Source organism: Curtobacterium sp. S6 (assembly GCF_000710345.2).
Classification (GTDB): Bacteria; Actinomycetota; Actinomycetes; order Actinomycetales; family Micrococcaceae; genus Rothia.
This window is the reverse complement of the sequence record NZ_KL537414.1, coordinates 254,077-270,940: the sequence shown is the minus strand read 5'-3', so window position 1 is coordinate 270,940 and position 16,864 is coordinate 254,077. Positions and strand designations below refer to the sequence as shown.

The following is a 16,864-nucleotide window of genomic DNA, read 5'->3' as shown; positions in this document are numbered from 1 at the left end:
GGCGTCAGTCGCGGGGCTTTTCCCGCATCTCCCAGGTCTCGATCATGTCGCCTTCCTTGACGTCGTTGAAGGATCCGAGCCCGATACCGCACTCGTAACCTTCGCGAACCTCGGTGGCGTCGTCCTTGAAGCGACGCAGCGACTCGATCGTGAGCGAGTCGGAGACGACGTTGCCGTCGCGCACCAGACGCGCCTTCGCGTTGCGACGGATGAGACCGCTGCGGACGATCGAACCGGCGATATTGCCCCACTTGGACGAGCGGAAGACCTCGCGGACCTCTGCCGAACCGAGCTCGACCTCTTCGTACTCAGGCTTGAGCATGCCCTTGAGGGCCTGCTCGACCTCGTCGATGGCCTGGTAGATGACGCTGTAGAACTTCATCTCCACGCCTTCACGATCGGCGAGATCGGCAACGCGTTCGGCGGGGCGAACGTTGAAGCCGATGATGATCGCGTTGTCCACGGTCGCCAGGTTGACGTCGTTCTGCGTGATGGCGCCGACGCCGCGGTGGATGACCCGCAGCTGCACCTCGTTGCCGTCGCCGACCTCGATCTTGAGCAGCGAATCCTCGAGCGCCTCGACGGCACCGGAAACGTCGCCCTTGATGATGAGGTTGAGCGTGTCCATCTTGCCCTCGGCCACGGCCTCGTCGAAGGACTCAAGCGTGACGCGCTTGCGGCGCTTGGCCAGCTGGGCGTTGCGGTCGGCGGCTTCACGCTTCTCGGCGATCTGCCGGGCGGTGCGCTCCTCCTGCGTGGACAGGAACGTATCGCCGGCGCGCGGAACCGTGGACAGGCCAAGGACCTGCACGGGGCGCGAGGGACCGGCCTCGTCCACGTTCTGGCCGTTTTCGTCGAACATCGCACGAACGCGGCCGTGGGCCACACCCGCGACGATCGAGTCGCCGACGTGCAAGGTACCGGACTGAACCAAGACGGTCGAGACCGCGCCGCGGCCCTTGTCCAGGTTGGCCTCGATCGCGACGCCGCGGGCTTCCTTATCCGGATTGGCCAGGAGCTCAAGCGCACCGTCGGCGGTCAGGCAGACGGCCTCGAGAAGCTCATCGATATTGAGGTTCTGGCGAGCCGAAACGTCGACGAACATGGTGTCGCCACCGTATTCCTCGGGGACCAGACCGTACTCGGTCAGCTGACCGCGGACCTTGTCCGCGTTCGCGCCTTCCTTATCGATCTTGTTGACCGCGACCACGATCGGCACGCCGGCCGCCTGGGCGTGGTTGAGCGCCTCGACCGTCTGGGGCATGACGCCGTCATCGGCCGCCACGACCAGAACCGCGATATCCGTGACCTTGGCACCGCGGGCACGCATGGCCGTGAAGGCCTCGTGACCGGGGGTGTCGATGAACGTGAGCAGGCGCTCTTCATCCTCGACGGTGGTCGTGATCTGGTACGCACCGATGTGCTGGGTGATGCCACCGGCCTCGCCCTCGATCACGTTGGTGTGACGGATCGCGTCGAGCAAACGGGTCTTACCGTGGTCGACGTGGCCCATGACCGTGACTACCGGGGGACGAGCCTCCAGCTGCTCTTCGGTCTCGGCTTCGCGCTCGGCGTCCAGGTTGATGTCGAAGGACTCGAAGAGCTCGCGCTCCTCGTCCTCCGGCGAGACGATCTGGACCTTGTAGCCCAGCTCCTCGCCCAGCAACTCGAAGGTTTCCTGGTCGAGGGACTGGGTCTGGGTAGCCATCTCACCGAGGTGGATGAGGATGGTCACCAGCGCGGCCGGGTTGGCGTTAATCTTCTCGGCGAAGTCCATGAGCGACGCACCGCGGCGCATCCGCACCACGGTTTCCCCATTGCCACGGGGAACAACGACGCCGCCTGCCGACGGTGCCTGCATCTGCTCCAACTCATGACGCTTTGCCTGCTTCGACTTGCGCTGCTTGCGGCGCGAGTTGCCCCGCCCGAAAGCACCCTGGGCGTTGCCGCGACCGCGACCGCCTCCACGGGGAGGGCCGCCGGCGCTGGGTCCGCCGCGACGGGGTCCGTTATTTCCGCCCGAGGCTCCGCCAGGGCGTCCGCCGACGCCCGTGGGCATCTTGGCAGGCATCATGTTGGGGCTCGGACGATTCCCACCGCTCGGGGCCGCCGCGGGGCGAGGCGCGTTGCCGCGCTGGCCACCGGCGGGAGCCCCCGGACGGGGGCCACCCTGGCCGCCTTGGCCACCCTGGCCCTGGCGAGCGGCGGGACGGGGACCGCCCTGGCCTCCCTGACCCTGGCCGGGGCGCGGTCCGCCACGGCGATTGCCCTGGCCGCTTCCGCGCATGCCCTGTTGCGAGCTGAACGGGTTATTTCCCGGACGCGGGGCGCCGGGCTTGGGAGCCGTGCCGCGCGATGCGGCCGGACGCGGCCCGGGGGTGGGCGCGCCGGGCTTCGGGGCCGAAGATTCGCCCTTCATGCCCTGCTGCGAACTGAACGGGTTATTACCGGGGCGCGCCGCACCCGGCTTGGGCGCATTGCCCGCGGGCTTGGGGGCCTCTTCCGGAGTTTCCTGAGGAGCCTCGGGCTTATCGGCCGGGGCTTCGGCCTGGGGCTCGCTACCGGTCGAGGCAGCGCCAGGCTTGGGAGCGGTTTTTCCCGCGGATGCGGGAGTGGCCGCCGGCTTCGGGCCGGGCGTCGGTGCCGATGCTGCCGGCTTGGGAGCGGGCTTCTCGCCCGGCTTGGGAGCCGAGCCTTCGGAAGCCGGCTTCTTCGCGGCAGCAGGCTTGGGCGCGGCGGGCTTGGACTGTGCGGAATCCTGGGCGCCGGAAGCGCCCTTGCCGGATCCCTGAGCGCGATCCGCGAAGGCGGCGCGCAGTTTCTTCACCACGGGGGGTTCCACCGTGGAGGATGCACCTCGAACGAATTCGCCCAGATCTTGAAGCTTGGCGATCGCTTCCTTTGAGGTGATGTTGAGCTCTTTCGCGAGCTCGTGAACGCGGGGCTTGGCCACATTACTCCTGTCTCGGTTTGCGCCGAGACAGGCACAAACCGTTAATTCCGTATAAGATTCCCGGCGATCAAGAGACCGCTCCGGGATTCGCCGTTTGCAAGCACAGTGAAGTACTCATTGCGCGGCACTCATCGGGTTTCCATCGGTTTTCTTCTCGCTTTCTTCAGGCTCTCGCCCGTTGATTCAGCTAGGACTGGTCCCCGCGGACCTCGACGCTCGGGCCGGACTCTTCGTCCGCGTCCCACAGTCGTTCCAGGTCTCCGGTATCCACCCGGGCACGGAACGACCTGGCAAAAGCCCTGGTCTTGAGTGCCCGGTCCAGACATTCCCGGGATGGATGCAGCCACGCGCCGCGACCGCTCCGATTCCCCTGAGGGTCCAGAACGACGACGCCCGCCCGCTCCCCGGGTGGCCCGTGGAGGACCACACGTACTAGTGCGGTGCGATCTTCGGTGCTACGGCACCCGATGCACGTCCGAATGCCGGCGGGGGAAGACATGAAACCTCCCCTTTCCGGCACGAACATGCTCGGTGGGTTGCCGAGCAGAGTCGATGATCGTGTTCAGTCTATCCCCTAGGCCGCCTTTTACCCCAACGATGAGGCGAACGGCATGCTCACTGTGAGGACGATTACTCGGCGTCTCCCGTTTCCGCGGCGCGGGCGTTGGCCTTTGCCTTCGACTCGGAGACGATGTCGATGCGCCAGTTCGTCAGCTTCGCTGCGAGACGAGCGTTCTGGCCTTCTTTGCCGATCGCGAGCGAGAGCTGGTCGTCCGGGACGATGGCACGAGCCTGAAAACGCCCCTGGGGATCGATGTCGACCTTCGCGACCTTGGCGGGGCTCAACGCGCCCGCGATGTAGGCCGCCGGGTCGTCCGAATAGCTGACGATGTCGATCTTTTCGTTATTCAACTCGGAGGTCACGGCCCGGACACGCGAGCCCATCTCGCCAATGCACGAGCCCTTGGCGTTGATGCCTTCCCTGGTCGCGCGGACGGCGATCTTGGTCCGGTGCCCCGCCTCACGAGCGATCGACATGATCTCGACCGAGCCGTCCTCGATCTCGGGAACCTCGTGTTCGAAGAGGCGACGCACCAGATCCGGGTGGGAGCGCGAGAGCGTGATGGACGGGCCCTTGAAGCCACGCCGGGCCTCCACCACGAAGGCGCGGATGCGCGAACCGTGGGGGTAAGACTCCCCCGGGACCTGCTCGTGGGGAGGCAGAACGCCCTCGACCGTGCCGAGGTCCACCTGGACCGTGTCGAAACGCCCGCCCTGCTGAACCTGACCGGAGACCAATTGCCCCTCGCGGTCCCGGAAGTCCCCCAGGACCTGGTTGTCCTCGGCCTCACGGAGTCGCTGGAAGATCACCTGGCGGGCCGTGGCCGCGGCAATCCGCCCAAAATTCCGCGGTGTGTCGTCGAAGTCGCCGATGACGGTCCCGTCCTCGTCGATCTCGGGCGCCATGATGCTCACGTGGCCCGAGGACCGGTCGATCACCGCTCGCGCGTTGCGGATCGCCCCCGGATTTTTCTCGTAGGCCAGCAACAGGGCGGACTCGATCATCTCGATCAGCTGATCGACGGGGATGTCACGCTCCTTCTCCAAGAGTCGGAGGTTGCTCATATCGATGTCCATTGCTGGCCTTTCCTTGCTCTATGTGCCAAAGCACCGGGACGCTCCCGCGCCCCGGCACCTGGTCCGGCCCCGGCAGAAATCACCGGTGGCCCATGTGTTCCGACCTATTCTAGCGGTCCCCGTCTAGTGGTTGAACTCCAGCTCGACGCGAGCCGTCGCGACGTCGGCCAGATCGATCTCTTCGGGGTCCCGATACTTCTCCGGAACGCCCTTGGGGGTCTCAACCCTCTTCGCGATCGTGGCCCGGCTCCCGTCGGTGTCTTCGAGTCGGGCCACGAAGCTCTCCCCCGCGACGGTCTTGACCGATATCAAGCGCCCGCGGGACCGTTTCCAGTGGCGCGGCTCGACGAGCTTTCGCGTGGCGCCGGGCGAGGTGACCTCGAGGAAATAGGCTTCCTCGGGGTCGTTATCGACCGTGTCCATGGCCTCGGACATGGCGCCCGACACCTCGGAGATGGTGTCGAGAGCCACGCTGCCGACCTCGTCCTCCTGGAGGTCCACCACGATCGTCAGCGTCTGGCTCTTTCCGGCGCCGCGGGCCGTCACCTCCTCGATGACCAGTCCAAACTCCTCCGCGACGGGGCGCAGAGTCGCTCGAATCTCCGCGAGGCTCACGCTGTCGGCGAGGTGATTACGGGGATGGGCTTGGTCCGAGTACGAGGCGTTGGCCTTTTCACGGGCCAGACGGCGTCGTTCGCGCGAGGGACTCTTGCCGCGCGCCGAAGAGTTCGAGGATGTATTGGCCACGAGACCTCCCTGTCGTAGTGTCTTCCGGTTCTCGTCACAGAATATCGCGGCCCGTCACCAACCTTGACGTGCGATGATGGTGATTTGCCACAGGAAACCGCGCACGAGAGAAGTTCATCCGGATGAGAGCCACCCTCAGCAAGACCGTCTTCACGATTCTCGTGGTTGTTCTGTTGATCCTGGGAGCCATCGCCGGGTACGCCTGGTGGCGTCTGAACCATCACGACGCCGGATACGACGCTCAGCACAATGCGGCGGTCGAACTCAAGACGCTCCAGGAAAGCCTCGACGGATCGGATCTCCCCGCGCAGTCCAAAGAGGCGTTGGGTCATGACATTTCCGACCAGCTCGAGGCCTTGAACCGCACGGCGGTCGAGGAGGCCCGGGCGGATCACGACGCCGAGAAGCTCACGACCTCCAGCGCGGCCGCCCGGCTCGATGGGTCCGCGAAAAAACTCTACGTCCTGTCCGGGACGCAAGGCATCGACCCCGACGAGCAGGCGACCCTGGTCTCGATGGCCGTCAGCCACTGGGCCTCGGCGCGGCAACTCGACGGAACGCTCCAGCAGGTCGCGGACCCGAAGTCCGCGGGTTCCCAGAGCTTGGCCTCCATGACGGGCCTGTCGAGGGGCGATACCTTCGACGCGTCGGGCCTCTGCCCGGCCGCCTCCGGCGACGCGCGGGCTTCGCCGTCGGGAGCGTCGAGCAACCAGGGCTCGGCATCGAAGGATCCCGACGCCGAGGACTCCGAAGGGCTCTCCGCGGTGCTCACGGGCCTGTATCGGTCCACGTGGGCCGAGTCCTACTATCAGGCCCGCTCCGACGTGGATCATCTGCCGGAAGACACCACCGCCTACCTCGGCGGGTCCGCAGCGGTTCACGACGCCCAGCTCGGCCAGTTGCGAGCGGGCCTCGGCCGGCACTGCTCAACGATCCCCCAGCCCCAAGCCGCCTACTCCGTGAGCGGGACGGAGGAAACGGATCCGTCCGGCGTTCTCTCGGATCAGGCGAAGCATCTGGCCCAGCAATCGCTGTCCGTCGTCAGGTCGGAACCGGCCGCCTCCGGCGATGCCACCGGCGCTCGGTCGTGGCGTGCGTGGGGCGCCAATTCCCTGGCCCTCAACACGGCCCTCGCCGCGCAGGTCGACGCGGACGTTCCCGCCCTGCCGGGAACCTGATGCGGGCGGTGTCGGCCGCCCCGCGGCCGGCCGAGCAATCGGTCGCTTCCGGGCCTCAGGGCTCCCGACGTTAAAAGAAAAAGGCGGGCCCGCGTGAATCGCGGGCCCGCCTCCTCGTCAGTTCTCCGAGCGAACGTCTTTCAGGACTTCTTGGGTCGCGGCGTCCACCGCGACCTCGCGTGCCTGCCCGGTGGCCCGGTCCTTGATCTCGATCAGGCCGTCCTTGAAGCCGCGCCCCACGACCACGATCGTGGGCACGCCCAGGAGTTCGGCGTCGCCGAATTTCACGCCGGGAGACGTCTTGGGACGATCGTCGAAGATCACCTGGAGCCCCGAACGCTCGAGCTCCGAGACGATGCTCTCCGCGCCGTTCATGATCTCTTCGCCCTTGCCGGCGGCGACCACGTGAACGTCGGCCGGGGCCAGGTTGCGAGGCCAGATCAGCCCGCGCTCGTCGTGGTTCGACTCCGCGATGGCCGCCAGGGCCCGGGTCACCCCGACGCCGTAGGAGCCCATGGTGACGGTCACGAGCTTGCCGTGGGAGTCGAGTACGCGCAGCCCCAGGGCATCGGCATACTTGCGGCCGAGGGCGAAGATGTGACCCATCTCGATGCCCCGGGCCGTACGAAGCGGACCGGATCCGTCGGGGGCCGGGTCGCCTTCTCGAACTTCACACGCTTCGACGACGCCGTCCCAGGAGAAGTCTCGTCCGGCGACCAGGTCGTAGACGTGGCGGCCCTGCAGGTTAGCGCCGGTGATCCAGGAGGAACCCTCGACCACGCGGGGATCGACGAAGTACGGAATGCCCGTGATGGACTCGGCCCCGAGGGTCGCCGCGTCGAGGCTCAGGCCGGGCCCGATGTAACCCTTGACCAGCATCGGGTAACGGCGCAGGTCCTCGTCGCCGGCCTGGGCGACGTCCACCTCGCCTCCCACGCCGAGGAGGTCACCCAACCCGACCTCGAGACGCTTGAGGTCGACCCCGCGATCACCGGGGACCCCGACGCCCACGATCTGCTTCTCGCCGGTCGGCAGCGTGACCGACACCAGGAGGTTTTTCAGCGTATCCGCCGCGGTCCACTGGCCCTCCGCCCGCGGATGCAGGGCGTTCGACTGCGCCACGAGGGTCTCGATCGTCGGAGAATCCGGGGTCTCTTCGACGTGCGCCGCGGGCAGGCCCGAGGCGTCGATCGGCTCGGGGGCAACCGTTGTGACGGCCTCCACGTTGGCGGCGTATCCGCCGTCGGAACGGACAAAGGTGTCCTCCCCGACGGGAGTCGGGTGCAGGAATTCCTCGGACCGCGAACCTCCCATGGCCCCCGACTGCGCGCGCACGATGACGATCTCGACGCCGAGACGCCGGAAAATGCGCTGGTACGCGGCCCGGTGAGCCAGGTAGGCCTCGTCCAGCCCTTCGTCGTCGACGCTGAAGGAGTACGAGTCCTTCATGATGAACTCTCGTCCGCGCAGCAACCCGGCGCGAGGACGGGCTTCATCGCGGTACTTGGTCTGGATTTGGTACAGAGAAACCGGCAGGTCCTTATACGAGGAGTACATGTCCTTGACCAGCAGGGTGAACATTTCCTCGTGCGTCGGGGCGAGCAGGTAGTCGGCGCCCTTGCGGTCCTTGAGGCGGAACAGATTCTCGCCGTACTCGACCCAGCGATTGGAGGTCTCGTAGGGCTCCCGCGGCAACAGCGCCGGGAAGTGCACCTCCTGCGCACCGATCGCGTCCATTTCCTCGCGGACGATGTTCTCGACCTTGGTCAGAACCTTCAACCCGAGGGGCAACCACGAATAGATGCCGGGCGCGGCCCGACGAATATACCCCGCGCGCACCAACAGCTTATGGCTGTCGACCTCCGCGTCAACAGGGTCTTCGCGCAACGTGCGGAGGAAAAGCGAGGAAAGGCGAATGGCCAACTAATGTATCCGTTTCTCTGTGTAGACGAACTTCTCTGGGGCAAGTCTAGATGAGGCGACCGACCGGTACATACCATTCCGGGATTTACAACAAGACCGTCGAGAATGCGCCGATTTCCTCGAAACCGACCGCCTTGTACAACGAGCGTGCCGGGGAGTTGTAATCGTTGACGTACAGGCTGATCGTCGGAAACCTGGGACGAATCAGCTCGCACGCCTGCGCCAGGAACGATTCGGACAGCCCTTGCCCCCGGAGCCGAGGCGCGAGCCACACCCCTTGCAACTGACACATGCCCTGCGTCGCGAGGCCCAGGTCCGTCTTGAAGATCACATCTCCGTCGAGGTCGGTGGCCAGGACGGTCCGCCCCGAGCGGACCGTCTCCCGGACGCGCCGGAGATATCCCTCGGGGTCGCGGCTCAGCGGAGAGTACCCGACCTCTTCGGTAAACATCGAGACGCTGGCCGGGACCAACGCCTCGACGTCCTCCTCGTCGGCCCATCGCACCCTCGACAGGCCCGGCGCCGAGGCCCTCTCGGCAATCCTCGGCGAGCCCTCGAGGTCGGTTTGAACCAGCAGCGGCTGATGCGGCCGCACGTCGAACGGCGTCGGGAAGGTCCCGCGCAGCAGCTCCCACAGGGGCATCACGAATTCGGCGGGGCCGAAAACGGAGGCCGGACGCTTGCGGGTGCGCAGGATATAGTCCGCGACCCGCGGCACGTGACGAGGTTCCAGATGCAGCGGAACGATGTTGACGCCGAACCAGACGCATCCCCGGAGCACGGGAAATTCCTCGTCCGGCGTGTCCTCAAAGACGCCCACGAAAGGCGACGCCGAATGCATTTTGGTCAAAAAACTCGGGCGAGGCAGGCCGATGCGTTCGTAGTGCTCCAGCGGAAAGAGATTCGACACGGGGCTGTCGTGAATCATCTCCAACAGGGCATCGGTGTCCTCGACCGTCAGCGGTCGGACCGTTGGCCCGTTCATGCGGTCTGCTCGTTGAGCCCAGAATTTCACCATGCGGCGGCCCCCATCAGAAGATCTTCACCGGGTCAAAGATGTCCGCGGCGATGAGCAACACCGACATGCCGATGAAGGCGACCGCCACGACGTAGGTCAACGGCAGCAACCGGATCGGGTCGAAGTGACCGGGATCGGGCTTCTTCCGGAAACGCGCCCAGCGTCGGCGGATCCCCTCCCAGAGCGCGCCCGCCACGTGGCCTCCGTCAAGTGGCAGAAGCGGAATCAGGTTGAACACGAACAGGCTGAAATTCAAGGTGCCCAGCACGGAGACCAGGTACGCCGCCTTGGTTTCGGTCGTGATGTTCTCGGTGGCCGCCACTTCCCCGGCGACGCGGCCGACGCCGACGACCGACATCGGGGAATCCGCGGGACGTTCCTGCTGGGTAAACAGGGCGACCCCGACCTCCCACACCCGCACGGGCAGCTTGACGATCACGCCGCCGATTTGGGTAAAGGTCTGGCCGATCACCGGCGGAACCTCGGCGATGCTGCCCGGCTGCAGATCCTGACGAGGGCTGATGCCGATGAACCCGACGTCTTCGGTCACGTATTGCCCGTTGGCGTCCCGGGTCGGATTTCCCGCGGCATCGGTGACCGGACGGGGAGTGACGATCGGCGAAATGGTCGTCTCGACCGTGGTTCCGTCGCGCTCGAGGCTCATCGGGACCTTCTGGCCCCCGTGTTCCTTGATCAGACGGCTGAGCTGCTCCCAGGAGGTGATGTCCTGGCCGGCGAAGGTGACGATGCGATCGCCAGGCTTCATCCCCGCCTGGTAGGCCGGGGAATCCGGGTCATCCGCCGAACAGCTGGTCGACTGGTTCTGGTCCCCCACCTCGACCTTGTGGATGCATTGGTTCACCGAGGCGACGTTCGTGGTGGGTTGGCTCGTTCCAAAGCCCATCACGACCACGCTGAGGCACACGACGCCGATCAGCAGGTTCATGCACGGTCCGCCGAGCATGATGATGATTCGCTTCCAGATGGGCAGCTGATAGAACTGCCTGTTCTCGTCGCCCGGCTGGAGCCTTTCGGCCTCCATGCTGCGGGTCTCCGAGGCCATCTGTTGAAAGAGCCCGGTGGAATCCGCGGTGATCTTTTCCCCGTCGCGGTCGGGAGGGTACATGCCGATCATCGAAATGTAGCCGCCCAGCGGAATGGCCTTGACGCCGTATTCCGTTTCCCCGCGGCGCCGCGAGAACAAGGTCTTGCCAAAACCGATCATGTACTGCGTGACGCGCACGTTGAAGAGTTTGGCCGGGATGAGGTGCCCGACCTCGTGCAGCGCGATGGACAGCGCGATCCCGACGGCCATGATGACGACGCCGACCACGAACATGAGCCACGAGCCGCCCACGATGTGTGAAAGATCCACCTGCGTTTTCCGTTCTGTGTTTCCTCGGGCGCTCCGCCCCGGTCGATTCTACGTTGCCCCTCCGGGCGTACCGTGGACGATTCCTGGACGATCGCTACCCCACGATCCCGAATTCTTTGAGCCGCTTCCGGTCCGCCGCGCTCGCGGACATCTGGAGGCGTAGCAGCTCGGCGTAGACGCCCCCGGACTGGGCCAGTTCGGCCGGGGTGCCCGTCTCAAGGATCCGGCCGTTCTCCAGCGTCACGATCCTGTCGACCGAAGAGATCGTCGAGAGCCGATGGGCAATAATCAGGCTCGTCCGGCCAACCATGAGCCGATCGAGGGCATCCTGGACGATGCGCTCCGACCGCGTGTCCAAGGCGCTGGTCGCCTCGTCGAGGATCAGGATCGGCGCATCCTTGAGGATGGCCCGGGCGACCGCGATGCGTTGCTTCTGGCCGCCCGAGAGCTTCAAGCCCCTCTCCCCGATCAGCGAGTCATACCCGTCGGTGAACCTTTGGACGAACACGTCCGCGTTGGCTTGCCGGGCCGCGTCGATGATCGCTTCCCTCGGGGCGTCGGGTCGCGCATAGGCGATGTTCTCGGCGATCGTCCCGGAAAACAGCGAGGCGTCCTGAAAGACCATTCCCATCGCGGAGCGCAATTGCCCGAGGGTCGACGTCGAGGTGTCGAAGCCCGCCACCCGCACGGATCCGCTGGTGGGCATGTACAACCCCTGGAGCAGGGACATCAGGGTCGATTTGCCCCCGCCGGATTCCCCGACAAAGGCGATCTTCTCCCCGCGGCGGATGGACAGGTCGATGCCGTGCAGAACGGGTTGCTCGTTGTCGTAGGCGAAGTCGACGCCGTGGAATTCGATGACCGGGTCCGGAAGCTGCCGAGAACCCGTCTCGGCGGCCTCCCCGGAGCCGGAACGGACCGCGTCGATCGTCGAGGTTACGGTCGGGGGAATCACCGAGGCCGCCCGCGGATCGTCGGGCAGGCTCATGACCTCGAAATATTCCCGCGAACCGGCCACCGCGCGCTGCGCCGAATCGATGATCCAGGACAGCATCGAGACCGGCTGGGAGGCCATCGCCATGAGCTGGATCATCAGGACCATGTCGCCCAGGGAGAACTCGCGGGTCAGCGTCTTCCAAAAGATCAGCAGGTACATCGCGAAGAAGACCAGGTTCAGAATGGCCCGCCGGTAGACGTCCATGCTGTGCCAGTGCTTGGACTGGCTCTCCGTCAGCGAGACCGTGGAGGTGAAGTGTCCGGCAAAGCCGGCCAGCTCCCGCGCCTGTGTGCCGAAGGACTTCACGACCCTCAGCTGCGAGATGACCTCGTTGAACCGGCCACCGGCCCGGTCCACGTGATCGTTCTTGTCTTTCTCCCAGACCTGCCACTTCCTGCTGGTCAGCCCCGTGAGCCAGAGGTAGGACGGATAGATGATGAGAAGCAGGACCGCGAGCGGCCAGTAATAGATAAACATCACGACCAGGACGGCGACGGTCGTGACGATCATCGAGAAGAAGTTATTCGACATCGACTTGATGAAGAACGTGACCTCCGCGATGGACCGGTTGAGCCGCGAGACAACGGTGCCCGTGAGCTGCGTATCGAAGTAGCTCTGCGGCAGGCTCAGGAGCTTGTGAAAATACCGAGTCGAGAGCAGGGACCGCATCTTCTGGCCCATGATGTCGCCTTTGTACCCGCCGTAATTCGACACGATGGTCATGAAGAGCTGGACCACTAGGTACAGGCCCGCAAAGGTGAAAATGGTCCTCACCGTGGAGCCGCCCTCGCCATTGAGCGAGGCGACCACGGCGTCGGTCGCGAATTTGAGGACGAAGGGGGTGGCCAGCGACGCGATGGCCGTGAAGATCGAGCACAGCAGAATCACGAGGTAATAGGGCCACAAGGACCCCGTGGCCCTCATGATGCGAAAAATGCTCTTGATAATGGTCTCCTCGTGCCGGGGTCGCCACCCCGCGGGGGATAGCGGCGGGGTGTTCCGTGGGCCCCGGCACCGGAGAGCTTGCCCCGCGCTCTTAGCGCAGGGCGTGGATCAGACGAATCGCGGTGTCGAGGAAGGCGTCTACCTGCGCCTCATCGTAAGCATGTTTCCTGGTCGCGGGGCGAAAGGAGGCCTCGCGAATCACCGTCGGCTCCACGTGTTCCGCGTCTCGAAAATAGCCCAGGAGACGGTTGCAGAGGTCGTCGACGTCGCCGACGAAGTACCCTTCGACGCGGCGTCGGGCCGGGCGCCGGAAGCGCTCCCCGTTTGCCCTCTTGAGCCGTCCCATGACCAGGTCCGCGAGCGACGCCGTGTAGTCGTGCCATGCTTGCTCGCCCTGGCTGTGACGGTACGCCTGGTTTTCCGCCTCCGCGAATCGATCGTCATAGTCGTCCATGAGCGCGTCGACCTCGGCGGGATCGTACCCGCCACGCTGGTTCGCGAAGGTGATTCGGCGGACTTCCTCGGCCTGGATCGTCGGGGCCGAGGGGTCTTGGGTCAGCTGTTCCAGGTCTCGCTCGAGACGATCCAGGGTCTCGTCGACGGCCTCGGGAGAATATCCCTGCCGACCCTTCGCGACGCGCCTGGGCTGGCCCGGATCCCGCAGGGCCGAGATGGTGCGGTCTTCCTCCGCGGGTGTGGCGGCAGACGATCCGTTCATGGGTTCCTCCAAATTCAGTTGCTCGGCTCAGGCCAGCAGGACGGCGAAAATCACGTACCCGATGGCAGCGGCGAAGACAATCGAGTCGAGCCGGTCCATGACTCCTCCGTGGCCGGGGAGCAGGTTGCTCATATCTTTGATCCCGATCTCCCGCTTGACCATGGACTCGGCGAGGTCGCCGACTGTCGACACGATGACCAGGAGCCCCGCGATCACGATCCCGTGCCACCACGGCTGGTGCAACAGGAACAGGGCGCACAGGACGCCCACGATCATCGAGCCGATCATGGACCCGGCGAAGCCCTCCCAGGTCTTCTTGGGGCTGATCTTCGGCGCCATCGGATGCTTACCGAACAGGACCCCGGCGATATAGCCCCACGTGTCATTGCCGATCGCCATGAGGACGATGGTGAAGACCTTTGCGGGGCCGTCGACGTCCCGGAAGATCAAGACGGCCAGCGCGAGCATGAACGGCACCCAGCTCATCACAAAGATGCCGCCCATGATCGACAACAGCATGCCGTCCTTGCGGCTGAAGGCCCGCCAGAGGGTCACGAGGCTGACGGAGCCCAGCACGGAGAGGATGAGAGCGTCTCCCCCGCCGAAATAGGCGGCGAAGGGGAAGAGCGTCCCCGTGATCACCGCGGGGATGAGCGGGACGCGCATCCCCCGTTTCTGGTTGAGAGCCTGCCCTACCTCCCACGTGCCGACGCCGGCCGCCGCCGAGGCGACCAGCACCATCACGAGGGGGACGAAGAACAACCCGATCACGACGAGCACGATCAGGGTCACGCCGACCCCGATCGCCGCCGGCAGGTCGCGGCCCGCCCGAGACTTCTTCTTCTCGGGTTCGGCCGAGGGCTCGATGGGTGAAGTCATCAGACTGCCAGGAGCTCCGCTTCCTTGCGCTTGAGCAGCTCGTCGATCTGCTCGATGTGCTTCTTCGTCTGTTCTTCGAGTTCCTTCTCGGCGCGGTTGCCCTCGTCCTCGCCGGCGTCGCCGTCCTTGACGGCCTTCTCGATGGCGGTCTTGGCCGTGCGGCGAATGTTGCGCACGGACACGCGGGCGTCTTCGGCCTTGCCGGAGACCATGCGGACGTATTCCTTACGGCGTTCCTCGGTCAGCTCGGGCATGACCACACGGATCACGTTGCCGTCGTTAGCCGGGTTGGCGCCGAGGTCCGAATTGCGAAGAGTCTTTTCGATGTCGCCCAGCGCCGACTTGTCGTACGGCGTGATGAGGAGGGTGCGGGCCTCGGGGTTTTGGAACGATGCCAGCTGCTGGAGCGGCGTCGGGGCGCCGTAGTAATCCACGAGGAGTCCCGAGAACAAGGAAGGGTTCGCCCGCCCGGTGCGGACCGACGCGAAGTCCTCCTTGGCGGAGTCCACCGCCTTGCCCATCTTGGTTTTGGCTTCTGACAGTGAATCTTCGATCAATTCGGTCTCCTCATTTGGTGTGGACGCGCCCCGGGGGCGGCCCGCTTACGCGACCTCGGCGTGCCCCACCCTGGGGGCGGGCACGCCGGCCGCAGTCTCCGTGGTCCAGTTTAGCGATCCAGCGCCAATCCTCGCGAACCCTACGGACATGGCTGGGGCTTACGCCGTGACCAGGGTCCCGATCTCTTCGCCCAGGATCGCGCGAGCGACGTTTCCCTCGCCCTGCATCCCGAACACGCGCATCGTGACGTTGTTGTCCTTGCAGAGGCTGAACGCCGTCTGGTCCATGACCCGGATGTTCCGCTGCAGGGCTTCGTCGTAGGTCAGGTGGTAGAGGCGCTGCGCCTCGGGGTCCACCTTCGGATCGGCGGTGTAGACGCCGTCGACGCCGTTCTTGGCGACCAGCACCTCGTCGGCCCCGATCTCCAGGGCGCGCTGTGCGGCCACGGTGTCGGTCGAGAAGTACGGCAGTCCCGCGCCGGCACCGAAGATCACCACGCGGTCCTTTTCCATGTGCCGGATGGCCCGACGGGGAATGTAGTTCTCGGCGACCTGGGCCATCTCGATCGCGGACTGAACGCGCGTGTCCACCCCGGACTGTTCGAGGATGTCCTGCAGCGCCAGCGAATTCATGACGGTGCCGAGCATCCCCATGTAGTCCGCGCGCGAGCGGTCCAACCCGGCGGAGGAGAGCTCCGCACCCCGGAAGAAGTTGCCGCCTCCCACCACGATCGAGGTTTCGGCCTGACCGACCGTCGAGGCGATCTGCTCGGCGAATTGGCGGACCACCTCGGTGTCGATGCCGACCTTGCCGCCGCCGAAGACCTCTCCAGAGAGCTTCAGCAGAACCCGACGACGGTGCGGTTCGTGTGACGTTGCAGAATTGACGGACATGGATCCTCCCGGGCGAAATGCCCCGTGTTCTCGTGTGAGTGCTGCTCTGTTGCTTAGCTTACGCAAAGAGGGAGCGCCCACACGCGGTGGACGCTCCCTCTGCGCAATCGACAGTGATTAGTTTCCGACGCGGAAACGCACGAAGCCGGTGGCCTTGGCGCCCGCCTCCTCGAGAACCTGCGCCACGGACTTCTTGGAGTCCTTGGCGAAGTCCTGATCGAGCAGGGTGTTCTCCTTGAAGAAGCCCTTCAGGCGTCCCTGGACGATCTGGGGAATGATCTTCTCGGGCTTGCCCTCGGAACGAGCGGTCTCCTCGGCGATGTGGCGCTCGGACTCGACCTGGTCCTCCGGGATCCCGGACTCGTCCAGGTACTTCGGGGACATCGCGGCGATGTGCACGGCGACGTCGTGAGCGACCTCGTCGGTGTTCTCGCCTTCGACGGAGAGCAGAACGCCAACCTGTGCCGGCAAGTCCTTGGAGGTCTTGTGCAGGTACACGGCAACGTTCTGGCCCTCGAGGCGAGCCACGCGACGAACGACGACCTTCTCGCCCAGCAGCGCGCCTGCCTCGGTCACCTGCTCCTCGACGGTCTTGCCGTTCGAGGTGGCCTTGAGGAGGTCTTCGAGGTTGTCGGCGCCGGCGCTGACGGCGGCGTCGAGGACGGAGTTGCCGAATTCGATGAACGGTGCGGACTTGGCCACGAAGTCGGTCTCAGAGTTGACCTCAACGAGGTAGCCAACGCCGTTGTCGACGCGGGCGGCGACGAGGCCCTCCGCGGTCGCGCGACCCTCACGCTTGGTGACGCCCTTGAGGCCCTTGACCCGGATGATCTCCAGAGCCTTCTGCTGGTCGCCCTCGGCCTCGTCCAGGGCCTTCTTGACGTCGAGCATGCCGGCACCGGTGCGCTCGCGCAGAGCCTTGATGTCAGCTGCGGTGTAGTTCGCCATGTGAACTCCTTTGGTTTGTGTCTGGAACACGTGGACGCGGGGCCGGGCCGGAATGGCCCGGCCCCGCGGAATCTGGGCGGCTCACCCCGTGGTG

Annotated in this window: 14 protein-coding genes; 1 reads left to right on the top strand and 13 read right to left on the bottom strand. The window is 65.5% G+C overall.

The features are described from left to right. Window positions 1-4: 4 nt before the first annotated feature. From infB to rimP, 4 genes are all read right to left on the bottom strand, one after another. On the bottom strand, window positions 5-2,953 hold the full coding sequence (gene infB / locus CURSPS6_RS10585) for a translation initiation factor IF-2 (protein ID WP_030016038.1): 2,949 nt from the start codon (window positions 2,951-2,953) through the stop codon (window positions 5-7). Window positions 2,954-3,140: 187 nt separating this feature from the next. Beyond that, the gene (locus CURSPS6_RS12390; protein WP_082470466.1) at window positions 3,141-3,452 is read right to left on the bottom strand and encodes a YlxR family protein; all 312 of its coding nucleotides are present in this window, start codon (window positions 3,450-3,452) and stop codon (window positions 3,141-3,143) included. A 131-nt stretch (window positions 3,453-3,583) separates the two neighbouring features. Continuing rightward, window positions 3,584-4,591, bottom strand: coding sequence for a transcription termination factor NusA (gene nusA, locus CURSPS6_RS10580; protein WP_030016037.1), 1,008 nt, complete (start codon window positions 4,589-4,591; stop codon window positions 3,584-3,586). Window positions 4,592-4,714: 123 nt separating this feature from the next. Further along, window positions 4,715-5,338, bottom strand: coding sequence for a ribosome maturation factor RimP (rimP, locus tag CURSPS6_RS10575; protein WP_051687922.1), 624 nt, complete (start codon window positions 5,336-5,338; stop codon window positions 4,715-4,717). 122 nt (window positions 5,339-5,460) lie between these two features. Here rimP and CURSPS6_RS10570 point away from each other — a divergent pair, with 122 nt between their 5' ends. Then, a complete protein-coding gene (locus tag CURSPS6_RS10570) occupies window positions 5,461-6,516 on the top strand; it encodes a hypothetical protein (protein WP_030016035.1) in 1,056 nt (351 codons plus the stop codon). 117 nt (window positions 6,517-6,633) lie between these two features. On the opposite strand, the gene CURSPS6_RS10565 is transcribed toward CURSPS6_RS10570, so the two are convergent. The 9 genes from CURSPS6_RS10565 to tsf all read right to left on the bottom strand — a co-directional run bounded on the left by CURSPS6_RS10565 (window position 6,634) and on the right by tsf (window position 16,770). Beyond that, a complete protein-coding gene (locus tag CURSPS6_RS10565; protein WP_030016034.1) occupies window positions 6,634-8,439 on the bottom strand; it encodes a proline--tRNA ligase in 1,806 nt (601 codons plus the stop codon). Window positions 8,440-8,524: 85 nt separating this feature from the next. Then, a complete protein-coding gene (locus tag CURSPS6_RS10560; RefSeq protein WP_082470462.1) occupies window positions 8,525-9,457 on the bottom strand; it encodes a GNAT family N-acetyltransferase in 933 nt (310 codons plus the stop codon). Between the two features lie 13 nt (window positions 9,458-9,470). Continuing rightward, window positions 9,471-10,796, bottom strand: a complete 1,326-nt coding sequence (locus tag CURSPS6_RS10555) for a M50 family metallopeptidase (RefSeq protein ID WP_030016032.1) — start codon at window positions 10,794-10,796, stop codon at window positions 9,471-9,473. A gap of 130 nt (window positions 10,797-10,926) precedes the next feature. Continuing rightward, window positions 10,927-12,753: an ABC transporter ATP-binding protein gene (locus CURSPS6_RS10550; protein WP_235503753.1), complete on the bottom strand. Its 1,827-nt coding sequence runs from the start codon at window positions 12,751-12,753 to the stop codon at window positions 10,927-10,929. A gap of 112 nt (window positions 12,754-12,865) precedes the next feature. Further along, a complete protein-coding gene (locus CURSPS6_RS10545) occupies window positions 12,866-13,492 on the bottom strand; it encodes a DivIVA domain-containing protein (RefSeq protein WP_051687921.1) in 627 nt (208 codons plus the stop codon). A 27-nt stretch (window positions 13,493-13,519) separates the two neighbouring features. Next, on the bottom strand, window positions 13,520-14,371 hold the full coding sequence (locus CURSPS6_RS10540) for a phosphatidate cytidylyltransferase (RefSeq protein ID WP_035811072.1): 852 nt from the start codon (window positions 14,369-14,371) through the stop codon (window positions 13,520-13,522). Next, window positions 14,371-14,928 carry a ribosome recycling factor gene (gene frr / locus CURSPS6_RS10535; protein ID WP_030016028.1) on the bottom strand — a complete coding sequence of 186 codons (558 nt, stop codon included), beginning with the start codon at window positions 14,926-14,928 and terminating at the stop codon, window positions 14,371-14,373. The genes CURSPS6_RS10540 and frr overlap by 1 nt, the downstream gene beginning before the upstream one ends. 159 nt (window positions 14,929-15,087) lie before the next feature. Beyond that, entirely contained in the window at window positions 15,088-15,822 is a 735-nt protein-coding gene (pyrH, locus tag CURSPS6_RS10530) for a UMP kinase (protein WP_030016027.1), read from the bottom strand. Between the two features lie 117 nt (window positions 15,823-15,939). After that, the gene (gene tsf, locus CURSPS6_RS10525) at window positions 15,940-16,770 is read right to left on the bottom strand and encodes a translation elongation factor Ts (protein ID WP_030016026.1); all 831 of its coding nucleotides are present in this window, start codon (window positions 16,768-16,770) and stop codon (window positions 15,940-15,942) included. Between the last annotated feature and the right edge of the window lie 94 nt (window positions 16,771-16,864).

What these genes read in the sequence shown, in the direction of transcription:
- CURSPS6_RS12390 (WP_082470466.1), bottom strand. Translation starts at nt 3,452, where the DNA reads ATGTCTTCCCCCGCCGGCATTCGGACGTGCATCGGGTGCCGTAGCACC.
- CURSPS6_RS10540 (WP_035811072.1), bottom strand. Translation starts at nt 14,371, where the DNA reads ATGACTTCACCCATCGAGCCCTCGGCCGAACCCGAGAAGAAGAAGTCT.
- CURSPS6_RS10560 (WP_082470462.1), bottom strand. Translation starts at nt 9,457, where the DNA reads ATGGTGAAATTCTGGGCTCAACGAGCAGACCGCATGAACGGGCCAACG.
- CURSPS6_RS10550 (WP_235503753.1), bottom strand. Translation starts at nt 12,753, where the DNA reads ATGAGGGCCACGGGGTCCTTGTGGCCCTATTACCTCGTGATTCTGCTG.
- tsf (WP_030016026.1), bottom strand. Translation starts at nt 16,770, where the DNA reads ATGGCGAACTACACCGCAGCTGACATCAAGGCTCTGCGCGAGCGCACC.
- CURSPS6_RS10570 (WP_030016035.1), top strand. Translation starts at nt 5,461, where the DNA reads ATGAGAGCCACCCTCAGCAAGACCGTCTTCACGATTCTCGTGGTTGTT.
- CURSPS6_RS10545 (WP_051687921.1), bottom strand. Translation starts at nt 13,492, where the DNA reads ATGAACGGATCGTCTGCCGCCACACCCGCGGAGGAAGACCGCACCATC.
- nusA (WP_030016037.1), bottom strand. Translation starts at nt 4,591, where the DNA reads ATGGACATCGATATGAGCAACCTCCGACTCTTGGAGAAGGAGCGTGAC.
- CURSPS6_RS10555 (WP_030016032.1), bottom strand. Translation starts at nt 10,796, where the DNA reads ATGTTCGTGGTCGGCGTCGTCATCATGGCCGTCGGGATCGCGCTGTCC.
- pyrH (WP_030016027.1), bottom strand. Translation starts at nt 15,822, where the DNA reads ATGTCCGTCAATTCTGCAACGTCACACGAACCGCACCGTCGTCGGGTT.